Below are 14872 nucleotides of genomic sequence, written 5' to 3'. Positions count from 1 at the left end.
AAGACGCTGGAGGACGAGAACACGCGGCTGAAACGGTTGCTGGCCGACTCCATGCTGGACAATGCGGCGTTGAAGGACCTCTTGGGAAAGAAATGGTGACGCCCGCGGCCAAGCGGAAAGCTGTCGCGCATCTCGTGGATGCCCACGGGATGAGCGAACGGCGGGCGTGTAAAGCCATCGGCTGCTGCCGCATGACCATGAGATACCAGACGACCCGGGCGGACGAAGCCGACCTTCGCCAGCGCATGAGGGCGATCGCCCAGGAGCGCCGTCGCTTCGGTTATCGACGCCTGCACGTGCTGCTCAAGCGGGAGGGCTATCTGGTCAACCACAAGAAGCTCTTCCGGCTCTACCGGGAAGAGAGGCTCGCGGTACGCCGCCGTGGTGGCCGCAAGCGGGCAATCGGGACCAGGGCACCGATGATGGCGCCGATGGCCCTCAACGATCGTTGGTCGCTCGACTTCGTGTCGGATCAGCTCACCGACGGCCGTCGCTTCCGCATTCTGACCGTGGTCGACGATTGCACCCGCGAGTGCCTGGCGCTGGTGGCCGACACCTCGCTCTCGGGCACCCGCGTTGCGCGGGAGCTGGACCGGCTGATGATTGAGCGCGGCAAGCCGAAGATGGTGGTCAGCGACAACGGCACCGAACTCACCAGCAACGCCATTCTGACGTGGGCCGATCAGAGCCGCGTCGCTTGGCACTACATCGCGCCCGGCAAGCCCATGCAGAACGCCTTCATCGAGAGCTTCAACGGCCGGCTGCGAGATGAATTGTTGAACGAGACGTTGTTCACCTCGCTGGCCCAGGCCCGCGTCGCGCTCGGATGCTGGCGCGCGGATTACAACGACACACGACCACACTCACGGCTCGGATGGAGGACGCCATCCGAGTTCGCCACCACCTGCCATCCGCGGCGGGATCTGGCGCTGCGCTATGTTGAGGGCTCCACGCCAGCTCCCGCCGCTGCCACCGCCCAACCGGGCAAATCCAACAGCCGGGTCGAACTCAGGACTGGATAAAACTTGGGGGCAAGGTCAGGAGCTAAAGCGTCCAAACCAAGAAACGTGTTCGTTACTCTTCTGACTTCCTCCGTCGAAAGGGGTTTGGTGTTGCGTCCCGCTAGGAGTGACTCGCGATCTTGCGCCATAGTCACTCTATCCTTGTGCTAAGAAGGCAATGTCAGACGGCGGTTGAGATATCGAGACGAGTTGACGCAGAACGCGTCCGCACTCTCCTCGAGCTGATCCGGTGTTTAGAACGGTCAACTTCCGCTGATCCCGTCCTGGCTTTACGACACCAACCTCTCGCCATAACGGATTGGTTTTCTCAAACAGATCGCCCTTCCACTGCTTGAACTTGTACTGTCGCTCAGCGCTTAAAGCCTTCAGCTTCGTTGACCATTCCCGTCGCGCCTTGGTAGTACCGAGCTCGGCAAGGTCATTATTGAAATCCTTCATTAGAGCTGCAAAGCCGTGCATCATAACTGCCGAATCGACCACGAGCGTCTCTCGTGCCTTTCTCCTCTGTGCGGCGGGTTGTTGCCGGAGTTCCGGGCGTACGGCGGCGAGCATATCGTAGAACTGCGCTGCAACGGCAGCCAAACCATCCAACTCTGACGCGTCCAGTTCTTCGCTGGGCGCGAAAGTCTTCATCATCTCTCGTAACGTCGACAGTGTAATGACCTGCGGATTTCCCGCCGTTAACCTGTCGGTGACACGATTTACGTTGTTGGAAAGGTTCTTTGACTGCTCGATGACCATTTTTGCCAGTAATGATAGGTCGTCGAGAGTAGTGAGATCATACGCCTTGGACTTGGCAGTGGGTTTGGGGCGCTGATTTTTGTCAAAGAAATAGTTGCCCTCATCTTCTCGGGTAAGAAAGTAGAGCTCGACCTTGAACTGCCTATCTCCGGAAAACTTCGGAAAGTCCTTTTTCGCTGAGCGCCACGTGCGGACTGCTTTCAAGATCGCCTGATGCCGGTGATGGGAATCGGGCAGATAGATCCTACCTGAGTAAATGTATAACGACTTGGCCTCATCGTCCCAATACGCTTCGAATTCTCCAGGGCGTAAGTTCCATATCAGCGGGCTGAGAAACAACTTTTCACCATTAAGGAGTTTCTCGGCGATATCATCAGCGTTCTTCCCATCAAAAACATACGACTTGGAGTCGGGATACCCGTTCGTAAGGCACAGCTCACGCGGAGGCTGCGGATTCATGTGGGGCTGGATACCGCGCTGGACCGCTTGGTCGGTCCAAAGAAGTCCATTCTCAGCCGCGTCCGCCAATTCCTCAATGGTTATGGTGAATGTTCCTAACAAATCTGAAGACGATCCAGTCCACTGAACATCCTCACATGTGAATCGTCCTCGATAGACGGTATCGCGTGCGCCCATCCTGGGCTTCGGTAGAAACCCCGATACTGAAAATGTTGTTTTCATATTTCGCCCCAAAACAGCGCCATTCTATCACATGGCGCGACTTTCGCCCCTGCTACTCACCACCCCAGCTTCTGCGATACACTTGCCCTTTTTCGTGTCTCTCGCGCTTCCCTAGCGCGTTTGCGTTCTGCTCTCAGGGCTCCTTCGAGGCAGTCAAATTCTTTTCGCAGAGCCTTGAGATCATCGAGGTCAGGAAGGTCCTCTCGTCTTAGATCACTGCGATTATGAGCGAGAATAACCTCCGACAAACGACCATGTAATTCGACGATACTCCTTGGACCAGCCATAGTACATTGAGGCGGCAATGCCTCGCGCCGGCAGAGCTCGGAGATATTCTCCTCGCCCCGCAGCCCTTCCAGCACGATACGGATCTTCTCTTCCGCCGAATACTGCCGGCGGGTCTGGCGCCGAATGTCCTTTAGCACCTGTTCTGCCGGCGCTTTGCTCGGTCCGGATTTCTGCTTCATCTTCGCTCCTGGTGGCTACGATGAACCAGAAATCCTCCCTCCGCAAAATCCCTCAATTTGCCTGCCCTGACGGCGAACACTAGGCCACGAACGGTAGTTGTCCGGAATTCCCTCAACCTCAGGATGGCGCTAATATACTATCGTGGCGGTTGTTGCATTCAGGAAACCTGTGGGAAGCGCCAACAAGGAAGCGGAGGAGAGCGTGAGTCTGGAGCGCCAGTACCGAGAGCTAAAGAAGTTGCAAGAAAAGGTCCGTCAACGGGAAGGAAAGATTTGGTCCCGGCGGTCGATTGAAAGGCAGTCGCTGTGGCGAGATGTTTTTCTCTCAATGCCGGGACACATCACCTCCGAGCCCTGCCTGGTACGTGATCTCTCCAATAGAGGCGCTGGCATTCAGCTTAATGGACTCACGCTTCTGCCGACCGAGTTTTCGCTTTCCTTCGATGAGTTTCGCACCACCTACCCTTGTCGCCTCATCTGGCGACAAGGAGACTTCATCGGGGTGGCATTCCAAAACACGGGCCAGTATTCAACCCTCGTGGAGCCAAGATAGAAGGTGCCTTTTGCGCTAGAATCGCCCTGTTGGTGAGGTCGCTTCTGGCCTGTCGCGACATTTGCTACGGTTGCATAATGCTGTCGGAAGCTGCTCGTTTTCCGGTGGACAGCCGTTGGTTGCGATAGCAATTTGCTCGTTGTTTCAGACGTGAGATTTTCTTATGCGCGATTGGCACCTGCCGTTTTCTCGAGTGGGCTTGGAGTCTACCTCAAAGCGCGAACGAAGATCCTACCGCCGATTACTGTCATGCGCTGTGAACTTGACCGGTGGGTGATGCTGCTCTGCATCTGCACAACCGTCCTGATCGAGGCGTGGCTTGATCTCTGGCTCACGGCAATCCAGCGTCCCGCCTCGGCATGCTGTCCGTGCTGGGGGCTCTCTTTCGGGTGCGCGACTGGAGACTGTCAGGATTCGCGCTGATGCCAAAGGGAAATGGCCTGATCGTCCACGCAGCCGGAAGACGGCTCGATCTACTGCGCGGAGAAGCTTCCCGAATTGCAAAAGGGCATAAGGTCGATTGGTGGATCGATCGTGCAGACGTCGGCACGCGCTTTTGCTTTGAAGATGCAAAAGCAAAAAGAGGCCTTCGCGGGTACCTGCGATAACTTCAGCGTTCGATGCTGAGACGGCTAGCCCAAAACCCCGGCGCTCGCGCAAACTGGAAGCAGCGCGAGCGCGACTCGGCGTCGTTGCGACCCCTGTCCCTACCGCGCCCGCGCTGCCGGTGAGTTGGCGCGACGTGACTCGGCGCTTGGCTTGTCGCGAACAAACGCAGTCCCACGCCCCGCTAACTTTGGTGGCCAGCCTTGCCATCCCAAAACTGACCACCTCGCTTCCCTGGGTATTGTCAAGCTCCAGGCTCCAGGGACCGGCAAAATTGAAGCGCCAAAAGCGCTCGTAGGGTGCCTACCTGATTTGGGTGGTCGAGACAGAAATTCAGTGATGACAACGATACCACTCGCACCAGCGTTGCCCGCGCAGTTCTGCGAAGCAACCACACATATCAAGTTGCTTCTTTAGGTTGAGCGACTGTCTGGAGCCTTCAGCTGAGTAAGCTCTGAAGGACAAGCGTGCCGCGAATCGTGGTCGTAGATCCCTCAAACGGCAGGTAAGTCGACAGGCCGAGCCCTTCTTGCAACGCTAATGCCAGCAGCTTCCAACGCCCGCACAAACTCCTCATGAGTGTAGTGATAATGTTGGAACTGCTCAAAAAACTGTAGGCGCTTAAGCAGCACATTCCCATTGATCTTTTCGCCAGCAAGTTCACCGCAAACATTTTCGATCGTAGCTTGGCGCAATTGGGGCTTCACGTTCCGCAGTGCGTCAACCAAATATCCCCCCGGTCCTGTTTTCACTTCTGTGGACGTATATGCGCCTGCGGCCCTTACCGCCTCTAGGTGAGACTCCATCGAAACACGACAGGTAGGGAATACCCAGACATTCAGATCCGACAACGCCAAAAGGTAAAGTGAAGCTACGAATGAGAAGCATTCCTCGATGTCTAGGACTTGCTCGGGCCGATTGTCCGTCTCAGGTGTCGTTAACTTGTTCCAAGTAGGCATGCCTACTATGAGGGGCCGTACCGGAGCATACGTCCTGCAAAGATACCGGGCGTGATGCACGGTCGCCAATACGTCAAACGCAACGTCTTTGTGTAGACCAAGCATGGATCCTACCGAAACATTCAGGCCAGCTTTGGCGGCTCGGTCTTGGCTCTGCAACCTGAACAAAAAGCCGTTACCGTTTTTTACAATGCGGAAATCATCATCGATTCCGCGTGACTTTGGCCCACGCGAGATGTGTTTGTTATATAGAGTCTCGTCGTACGTCTCTTGCCACGAGATCATTCCGTCTGCACCACAGGTAGCCAGATTCCGATATTGTTGTTCCGTGAGCGCCATCGTGGAAAACAGCAGCTGGCGGCCGCTGCTTGCAGGAAAACGCGATTGTAACCGCCGCAGGAGAACTGGAAGAGCATCGCGAACAAATTGCATGTCATCGCCACCAACAAGTTCGATGTCGTCTATGCCCTTCTCGAGCAAATATTGAGTTTGTATATCGACCATCTCCTCATCGATTATTAGGCGCCCCATTTGCGCATTGTCGGCGCGCCAACCACAAAAATCGCAGTTAGATGCACATCGATTGCTAACCTCCACGGGAGAGACGGTGACAACTGAATGACCGTACTTCTTGGCCCTGACACCGGCGGAACAGTCAAGCACCATGGACTTAATAGTGCTAAAATCAGGCGTGTTGATCATGCCGATGAACCCGCGAATCTCCGAAGGAAGCAAAGGACGATGTTGCGCTTCGTCCAGTATGTAAGAGGCGTCCGTGAGGGCCATCCCAACAGCTGAATTGGATGCGGCGGCTAACTCATCTACGGGCACTTGGTACATTGCTTACCTCCAAACCGAATGGGCCTCCCGAACGGGAGGAGATCGCGTCACCAACCAGCTTAAGATTGCGATGTAAAATTGCGACCCACCCATGTTGAGAGGTGCGACGCTCGATCACTTAGAATAGGGCTGCACAGCTTCACTAGCCCGTGAGCCCGCCGCATACGCCGTCGTCAGCACGACGTTTGCGCACGCTGCAATCGCGTCCAGGAAATGCTCGTCGCCTTCTGCAAACTACCTCTAGCCACGTTAGTGAAGCCGAAGAACTGGCCATCGTCTCTGCCCATCTCGCACAGGTGGACATGAAGTCGCTCCCACTCGGCGAGGGCTGGCTCAACTTGATCAGCCCTCGTGACGGGCGGCAACTTTCTATAGATGCCGCCCTGAGCCCGTAGCTGATTGTAGGCCGCTCGCGTTGCCCGCCTGGCGGATCGCGCTAAAAGCGCGGTGCTGTGACGTGACTCCGTAGTAGTGCCCGTTATTCCTCCCGCCGTGAGCCTCGAACACCCGAACGACGGTCATCTCTTCGTTGTGGATACGTGACGCGAACATCTCGCACTCAGCGTCCGACAAACAAACGTCAGCTCGATTTCGATCGGTGCTGTAAGCTGCCTTGCGAAAAAGTCGTCGGCCTCAACCGTCATTGATTGGTTGTAGACGGGCCCCTGCAGTGCTGCCTTCGCCTCTGTCCAGCGGATGCTTGAGCCAGCTCAAGTATAGCCGAACCTGTGCAGCTGACAGGAGCGGTCCCGCTTTCCTTCGGGCATGCACTCGATCTGGTCGACGGGTCGAATCAGGGCGCCCTTGATCTCAATGTCGCCGGTTGTTGGAGACTGTCGCCACATGGGTCCCTTCTCACCATGTCCTTCATTCTGCTCCCAACGTAGCACCTTCAGCTGATCAACCTTGAACAGCCAATTGCCGGTGTCATCATGTTCCCGAGGCCACACCTTCGCTGAAATACTCTCCAGTGAAATCTTGATGTCCTCGGCGGCCATCGGCGCGCACCTTTCGGGCAGCATGGGCGGATGCCTCTCGGAAAACGACATCAATGTCCTCAACAGCCCACTGATGAGGAACTTGGTCGCGGCGAAGCCATAGTCCGGACTTTGCCAGTAACGACCGCGCATACCATCGGGCGCGTTGTAAAGGAGGTCGCAGGTTTCCAGCTCTACGCGAACGATAAAGATGATCTGTCGTCCGTCTTCCTCGCCGGGCGGAGCATCGTCATAGCGCCTGATCCGATTGCTGATGACGGTTGCGCTCTCAATGAACCGCGAAGCGATTTCCTCGAAAGACAGATGATCGTTATCAAGATAGGCCCGTCCCGTGGCCCAAAGCCTTGATGTGTCCCATTCCATTTTGCTGGGCGGTCTAATCATCCGCGCTGCCTTCATATTCCAGATCGGCGTTGCCGATCTCCCTTCGGGGTAGCGAGCGGTCGGCGGCATGGCACCCCCTTAGATGGCAGCGGAAGCCGTGCGCTATGCTCGATATGGTCGAAGGCGCGAGGGCTATCGTTGCGCAGCTGCCCGGCGAGTTCCGAAAGGGAGCTTTCTGCGCTTTCCACTGGTTCTGCCTGGCCGAGATTATCAATGCCGGTCCCCACCACCGAGACGCGCACCGTACCTTCCAACTGCTCATCAAAAGTGGCGCCGATGATAATATTGGCATCCTGGTCGGCCTCTTCGCGAATGCGGCTAGCGGCCTGGTCGATTTCGAACAGTGTCAGGTCCTTGCCGCCAGTGATAGAGATGATGAGGCCACTGGCTCGCTTGATCGAGGGGTCTTCGATCAGTGGATTGGAAATCGCCGCTACGGCGGCTTTGAGCACACGCGATGGGCCAGAAGCCTCGCCCCTGCCCATCATTGCCTTGCCCTTTTCGCGCATGATCGAGAGAACGTCGGCAAAATCGAGATTGATCAAGCCCTCCTTGACTATAAGGTCGCTGATGCAGGCCACACCCGAATGGAGCACTTGGTCAGCCAGGGCGAAAGCTTCGGCGAAGGTGGTCTTCTCGTTGGTCACCCGAAACAAGTTTTGGTTTGGAATGATCAGCAGAGTGTCCACCGCCTTCAGCAGATCCGCGATGCCGGCTTCGGCAAGGCGCATTCGGCGCTGGCCCTCGAATTGGAATGGCTTTGTGACAACACCAATAGTTAGAATGCCAAGCTCACGCGCGGTCTTGGCAATAACAGGCGCTGCCCCGGTGCCGGTGCCGCCGCCCATGCCGGCGGTAACGAACACCATGTGTGCGCTGGTCAAATGATCACGGATGGCATCGATTGCCTCTTCGGCCGCGGCGCGCCCGACGTCAGGCTGCGAGCCGGCCCCAAGTCCTTTAGTCACCTGGGTGCCCATCTGGATGAGGCGCTTGGCCTTCGACATCGTGAGCGCCTGTGCGTCTGTATTGGCGACGACGAAATCGACACCCTGCAAGCCGGTCGCGATCATGTTGTTGACGGCATTGCCCCCGGCACCGCCGACCCCGAACACGATAATGTGCGTTTTTAGCCCGCGAACATCGGTGATGTTGGTCATTTTCGGCCTCACGATTGCGTCGGTAAGCTGGGAAATGAGATGACTCGAAATGCTACCTCCAAGCATTGCGATCTGCTTTGACCAAGTCCGCGGCTAGATGGCCCAGTCTGGAACCGGCTCGTCCGCGGCCGTCGATCGAGCCACCAGCTTGGACGCCGGCCCGCAGAGAGCCTTCAAGCAGCGCCGTCATCTCCTTGGCCGCCGAAGCCTCAGCAGTCGCCCGTAGCACTTCAGCCATTAGGCGCTCGCGCTCGAGATCTGCCCGATGACCAGCTGCCGTCGCCTCGAGCCGCGCGATCTCTGCCTGCAACGCCAGGATACTTTCCGCTCGCAGGGCGTTGTTTGGCTCTCGACCACCGGTTCGCCGTGGCTTAGCCGCATTTCGGCGAGATCAACGCACACCAACGCGTTGCCATCGTCTGAAAGTGAGCGCGGCAACTGACGCCGCTTGGCAAGCGAACGAGCGCCCCCTGGCGAGATTTTCAGGCGGGCAGCAAGTGCGACATAGGTCAGCCTCTCAATTGGCATCGGCTGTCCTCCTGGGAGCGTACCGGGCAGTGTGCGCAGATCGGCAAAGGCTAGGCCGTCATGGTTAAGAGATTCTTAACGCGCAAGCAGACCGATCTTCCGGCGGCGCGCGAGTGGGAGCAAGTCTTCATTTCCCCGTACGCCTCTCCTTGCTAACAAGGGATGGGCGTGTATTATGTGAAGTCAACATGGGTTCTGATCATCCGCGTTCGCGCAAGAAAAAACCCTCGCATAAGCGAGGGTGATGGACAAAAAGATTGTCCAGGTAAGACCGCACTGGTTGGGCTCTACCGCATCAGGCGCGCTCAACCCGCTAGATGCGTTTTCCGCTGCGTCATGACGGGAGGCGGATGAGGCTAGTGTCTCGCGATAATGCTGCACGGCTCTGTTAACCTTCCAGACTAACCCAAGATCCTTTCGGTTGGTCGGGTGGGCATCAGTACTCTATGGCAAGCATGAGGGTGAGGACCCGCGTGGTCTTTTCAGGATCGGCCGGGTCCTCGGAGCCGAATTCGCACTCCTTGTCGTAGTAATCGATCTTCCAGAAGAACTTCCGACCTACCAGGTCGAAGCTTCCGAAGTCGTGCTCACCGTACGGATCGTTCTCCTCCGTAAATCCGGAGAAATCCGCTACCTGACGCAGCGCCTCGGCCTTTACGCACTCGGGTAGCTCTGCGACCCCGATCGTCATCATGACGTGGCCGCCGCAGAACGTGCGTCGGAAGGAATCGTTGAGAAGGGCGATACTATTCATCATCGCGCTCCTACGCATCCTCGCTTCGGTAGGGTGCCATGTAACGAGCGCCGCAGTACGGACAATCACAGTCACATTGTGCGGACCACACGCTGCTCCACTCACGGCTGCACTCCTCGCAGTGGTAGTAGTTTCGAACCAGCATCGTCGGCCTCCTAGATCAAGCCGGCGAGCACAAGCGCCGAAACCACGGTCTGACCGCCACACGCCTCGCAGAAGCCCTGGTCTTGATCGGGCTCCATATCGGCGGTGTGGTTGCACCCTTCCGTCATGCAGATCGCGGGGCTCGCACCATTGAGGAGAGCTGCGAGCAGAAGATCATCCAGATCTTGGAAGCCTCTCTGGTCGCACAGCGTCATCAGCTTTTGAGCTTTTTGGGAAAGAGCAATGTTGGACATCGTGTCCTCCTCGCTACGGGCATCCGAACCATTCGGGTGCTCGATCGCGAGGCGGACGCCGAGCGTCCATCACCAGGCAGGACTTAGAGTAAATGCCCAATCGACCGTATGGACGCTCGTCGCGATGCCTCCGCCTCGCCACCGAGACCCGGACATGCTTGGCAGGTCCCGGATCGCGGGGCGGAACGTTGAAAGATCAAGGTCTGAGCCAATACTCGCGGATATAGCTGGATGGGTGAAGGCGCGAGCTCGTGTCAAATCGGCACGTAATGTTCGAATCGAGAGTCTCGGCCATAGACCGAGACTCAGTCTGAAATCCTTTATTATCCGGCTTTTCTGTCTTTGGCCGCACCGTCCGCCGGAAACCCAACGATTGCTGATACCCGCTTTGGCCTAAACCGCTCTCGGTCCCTTTAACGACAAAAGCGCTTGGACTCTCGGGTCCGACGAGAGGCCGCAGCTAGTCAAGTGTCGAAAGCGTCCCAAAACAGCCACTCCGCTGATGACTTTGAGTTTTCTTGGGGATTGAGCTTACTTGCTGCGTGCATGTCGGGGTTTGGGTTCATAGTCTCGCCACCTAGGAAGCGGAGGGCGTTGGCGTGACCCAGCTAACCGTTGTCATCAGTAACTGTAACAGTGTGGACCGTGCTGAGATCAGCGTGCTGAAAGGCACGCTGAATATCAAATATGGGCCCAACGGACTTGGCAAAAGTACTTTGGCAAAAGCCATTGTCAGCCAGATTCGCGGAGATGGCACTCTCGGTGACCTCATGCCATTCAAAAGCCGAGGCAAGGGTGATACGCAGTCGCCGACTGTGCAGGGCATTGACGGTATGACTTCCGCCCTTGTCTTCGATGAAGATTACGTCCAGCAGTTCGTTTTCCAGAAAGACGAAGTCCTTAAGAACAGCTTCGATATATTTATTAAAACCCCGGACTATGTTGCGGCGATTGGGGCCATCGACATTCTGCTAGCCGGTGTGAAGCAGACACTCACCAACAATGCGGAAATCGAACAAACGATTTCCGACTTCAAGGAACTGCGAGATGCATTCGGCAAATCGAAGCCCGGTAACATTCCGAAGAACAGCAAGATACATAAGGCGTTCGGCACCGGCAATAAGACCGAGAATATTCCCGAGGCGCTGAAGCCCTTCGAGACTTTCATCAAGAGTCAAGAACCGTCCAAATGGATCGGTTGGCAGATCAAAGGCAACGAGTATCTGAAGCTGGGCGACAATTGCCCCTATTGCGCCACCCCGCTCGTTGGTGAGGGGCAGAAAGACACCGCCCTGGCAGTCGAGAAGGAATTCGACGCCACGGCGGTCGGTCACCTCAACACGCTCAAAGCGGTCATTGAAAGGCTTGGGAAGTATTTCAGCGAGAAGTGCCAGGAAAATCTGCAGAAGGTAATGAAAACTAAGATTGACTTGACCGCCGCCGAGGTAGGTTTCCTCACGGGCCTCAAGGCTGAGATCGACGGCATGATCACTCAGCTGGAGGGGCTCCGGGCTATCTCCTTTTTCTCTCTACGGGATGTGGATCTGATCAGCGAGAAGATCACCCCGCTGAAGATTGATCTTGCGCTGATGGACAAGCTCGATTCCCCAGCGACTCGGAGCATCACAGACCCTGTCAACGCGCAGCTCGAAGACCTGCTCACGAAGATTGGCGACCTAACGGGAAAGGTCAACAAGCACAAAGCCAAGATAAAAAAAGCAATAGAGGCCAACCAAGTTAGCATCAATACGTTCCTGAAGTCCGCCGGCTACAAGTACGTCGTCGAGATCGTTCCGGAGGAGCAATCCTACAAAATAAAGCTGGTGCATCAGGATCTGGCCGGTCACCTCGAAACTGCGTCCAAGCACTTGAGCTACGGCGAAAAGAATGCCTTCGCCCTGGTTCTTTTCATGCACCAGGTGCTGAGCGAAAACCCGGACTTGGTGGTGCTGGACGACCCCATTTCGTCGTTCGACAAGAACAAGAAGTTCGCAATCCTGCACGAGCTCTTCCAGGGCAAGGCGAGCCTGAGAGGTCGGACCACCCTTTTGCTGACCCATGACATCGAACCGGCCATCGATGTTATTAAAAGTACCAAGGACGTGTTTCAGGGGGCGAAACCATCGGCCTCTTTTCTTTCCTCGCGCGGAGGCATTGTGAAAGAAGTGCCGATCGCGAGGGAAGACATCCAAACCTTCGCCAGGGTCTGCAGGGCGAACATTGCGACACTGCAGGACCCAATCCTGCAGGCCATCTATCTGCGGCGCGATTATGAGCTACGTGACGAAGTCGGCGTGGAGTACAATCTGCTGGCAAGCCTGTTCAAAGGCCGCGCCGTTCCCACGCTGCAGACCACAACTGAAAACCGGAACATGACCCCGGCGGAAAAACAGGCAGCAGAGGACAGCATCCGAAAAGAGCACCTACCAGGGTTCAACTACGATGCGCTGGTTGCCGTGGTGAACGACGTAAACGCCATTCGCGCCAAATTCGCGGCCACCGACGTCGGCTACGAGAAAATCCAGCTGTTCCGGATTTTCAACATCGAACACGACGACGATGTGATCCGAAAATTTATCAACGAATCGTACCACATCGAGAATGAGTACGTGATGCAACTCAATCCGCATAAGTTCGAGAGCATCCCCGAATATGTCATTGATGAATGCGTTCGCATGCTGCCGCCTATCCAATAGACCTTGCCCAGTCCTGCACTGATGTGTGCTTTCCGGAGCTGACAATGCTCTTGGGATCATAGAAGCTCGCTAAAGAGTGGCTGAGGGTGAGGCGGATAGCATACCCGCGGATATAGCCGGATCGGTGGAGCGGGCGAAGTGGTGTCAGATCGGCACGATCTTGCTGATGGCTTCGGCGCTGAAGCGACATTCATCTGCTCGGACAGGCTGGTGTTCTACACGTAATCAATCTAACGTAGTTGGGCTCGTGGGAAGCATTCGCGGGCCAATTCGTGACTAATGCTAGCTGTCCTTTTGAAGCGATAGAGACACCGCACGACACCAGCCAACTATATTGGAAGCCTTGCAGCGAACGTAAAGCTGCTGTGGATGCGTCTTGGAGGCACGGTTGGCTCGAACTACTGAAAATAGCCGCGTCTTGGATTGTCTTCGTGATGCGGCGAGACTTTTCGTCTATGTTGACGAGTTCCAAAACTTCACGACGCTCGCAACAGGGAATATGTTCTCAGAGCTCCGCAAGTATCGAGTGGGTCTCACTGTCGCCCATCAGTATCTGCACCAGCTTGGAGCCGGTTAGTCGAGATTAGAAGAGTGCCTCTGACAAAAAACGGTCCACCGTTGTGGACCGTTGATACGTCGTTCGCTGTTGCTCTGCACTACGGGGGCCATCTCCGCTTGGGTAATTTGTTCCGACGATTTGGCGCGAGCCAATTTATTGCCAAGGCTAAGGCAAGTAGAACTGCCAACGGAAATGCGGCTCCTAGGACCCCGTTTAGAATCCCGAGTACAATGTCATTTAGCACAGGAAATCCTCTCCTTTTTGCTTTCGGTCACACTTGACCGAAAGCAGTCAGGAGACGATTTCATTCGTTGAATATACTACAACCTAGCGAATTGTGTAGCGATTAACGCCACGAGGGGTGGAAAATGAGAGCGTTAGTCCCCCTGTATATTCCTATGAAGGACGGCAAATTTCTCAGTAACTTAGAGATAAGACAGCTGTTCGAGCGAGCAGGCCTCGGGGCCGTCGATACGACGAAGTAGCTGACCTTGCCCCCAAGTTTTATCCAGTCCTGAGTTCGACCCGGCTGTTGGATTTGCCCGGTTGGGCGGTGGCAGCGGCGGGAGCTGGCGTGGAGCCCTCAACATAGCGCAGCGCCAGATCCCGCCGCGGATGGCAGGTGGTGGCGAACTCGGATGGCGTCCTCCATCCGAGCCGTGAGTGTGGTCGTGTGTCGTTGTAATCCGCGCGCCAGCATCCGAGCGCGACGCGGGCCTGGGCCAGCGAGGTGAACAACGTCTCGTTCAACAATTCATCTCGCAGCCGGCCGTTGAAGCTCTCGATGAAGGCGTTCTGCATGGGCTTGCCGGGCGCGATGTAGTGCCAAGCGACGCGGCTCTGATCGGCCCACGTCAGAATGGCGTTGCTGGTGAGTTCGGTGCCGTTGTCGCTGACCACCATCTTCGGCTTGCCGCGCTCAATCATCAGCCGGTCCAGCTCCCGCGCAACGCGGGTGCCCGAGAGCGAGGTGTCGGCCACCAGCGCCAGGCACTCGCGGGTGCAATCGTCGACCACGGTCAGAATGCGGAAGCGACGGCCGTCGGTGAGCTGATCCGACACGAAGTCGAGCGACCAACGATCGTTGAGGGCCATCGGCGCCATCATCGGTGCCCTGGTCCCGATTGCCCGCTTGCGGCCACCACGGCGGCGTACCGCGAGCCTCTCTTCCCGGTAGAGCCGGAAGAGCTTCTTGTGGTTGACCAGATAGCCCTCCCGCTTGAGCAGCACGTGCAGGCGTCGATAACCGAAGCGACGGCGCTCCTGGGCGATCGCCCTCATGCGCTGGCGAAGGTCGGCTTCGTCCGCCCGGGTCGTCTGGTATCTCATGGTCATGCGGCAGCAGCCGATGGCTTTACACGCCCGCCGTTCGCTCATCCCGTGGGCATCCACGAGATGCGCGACAGCTTTCCGCTTGGCCGCGGGCGTCACCATTTCTTTCCCAAGAGGTCCTTCAACGCCGCATTGTCCAGCATGGAGTCGGCCAGCAACCGTTTCAGCCGCGTGTTCTCGTCCTCCAGCGTCTT

Annotated in this window: 8 protein-coding genes and 3 pseudogenes; 3 read left to right on the top strand and 8 right to left on the bottom strand. The window is 56.6% G+C overall.

The genetic code is table 11. The features are described from left to right. Positions 1–1022: pseudogene (locus tag AOQ71_RS06315) on the top strand (IS3 family transposase); the annotation flags it as partial. Between the two features lie 135 nt (positions 1023–1157). Here the strand turns inward: AOQ71_RS06315 and AOQ71_RS06310 are convergent. Continuing rightward, the gene (locus tag AOQ71_RS06310) at positions 1158–2399 is read right to left on the bottom strand and encodes a DNA sulfur modification protein DndB (RefSeq protein WP_162268323.1); all 1242 of its coding nucleotides are present in this window, start codon (positions 2397–2399) and stop codon (positions 1158–1160) included. A 312-nt stretch (positions 2400–2711) separates the two neighbouring features. After that, positions 2712–2911: pseudogene (locus tag AOQ71_RS06305) on the bottom strand (transposase); the annotation flags it as partial. A 202-nt stretch (positions 2912–3113) separates the two neighbouring features. Here AOQ71_RS06305 and AOQ71_RS06300 point away from each other — a divergent pair. Further along, complete coding sequence (locus AOQ71_RS06300) at positions 3114–3464, top strand: PilZ domain-containing protein (protein ID WP_157083398.1); 351 nt, start codon at positions 3114–3116, stop codon at positions 3462–3464. A 1100-nt stretch (positions 3465–4564) separates the two neighbouring features. On the opposite strand, the gene AOQ71_RS06295 is transcribed toward AOQ71_RS06300, so the two are convergent. The 5 genes from AOQ71_RS06295 to AOQ71_RS06270 form a co-directional block, all read right to left on the bottom strand. Continuing rightward, positions 4565–5869: a radical SAM protein gene (locus AOQ71_RS06295; RefSeq protein WP_057743222.1), complete on the bottom strand. Its 1305-nt coding sequence runs from the start codon at positions 5867–5869 to the stop codon at positions 4565–4567. 710 nt (positions 5870–6579) lie between these two features. Beyond that, entirely contained in the window at positions 6580–7266 is a 687-nt protein-coding gene (locus AOQ71_RS06290) for a hypothetical protein (protein WP_057743220.1), read from the bottom strand. Next, positions 7263–8411, bottom strand: a complete 1149-nt coding sequence (gene ftsZ / locus AOQ71_RS06285; RefSeq protein ID WP_083513988.1) for a cell division protein FtsZ — start codon at positions 8409–8411, stop codon at positions 7263–7265. Before ftsZ ends, AOQ71_RS06290 begins: the two co-directional genes overlap by 4 nt. A gap of 964 nt (positions 8412–9375) precedes the next feature. Beyond that, positions 9376–9696, bottom strand: coding sequence for a DUF3768 domain-containing protein (locus tag AOQ71_RS06275; RefSeq protein WP_347336681.1), 321 nt, complete (start codon positions 9694–9696; stop codon positions 9376–9378). 152 nt (positions 9697–9848) lie between these two features. After that, on the bottom strand, positions 9849–10091 hold the full coding sequence (locus tag AOQ71_RS06270; RefSeq protein ID WP_057743216.1) for a hypothetical protein: 243 nt from the start codon (positions 10089–10091) through the stop codon (positions 9849–9851). 599 nt (positions 10092–10690) lie between these two features. Here AOQ71_RS06270 and AOQ71_RS06265 point away from each other — a divergent pair. Next, complete coding sequence (locus AOQ71_RS06265; RefSeq protein WP_057743213.1) at positions 10691–12787, top strand: AAA family ATPase; 2097 nt, start codon at positions 10691–10693, stop codon at positions 12785–12787. A gap of 1063 nt (positions 12788–13850) precedes the next feature. On the opposite strand, the pseudogene AOQ71_RS06260 reads toward AOQ71_RS06265, so the two are convergent. Then, positions 13851–14872, bottom strand: a pseudogene (locus AOQ71_RS06260) (IS3 family transposase); the annotation flags it as partial.

This window comes from Bradyrhizobium manausense, assembly GCF_001440035.1.
GTDB lineage: Bacteria > Pseudomonadota > Alphaproteobacteria > Rhizobiales > Xanthobacteraceae > Bradyrhizobium > Bradyrhizobium manausense.
This window is presented reverse-complemented; position numbering and strand designations above follow the sequence as displayed.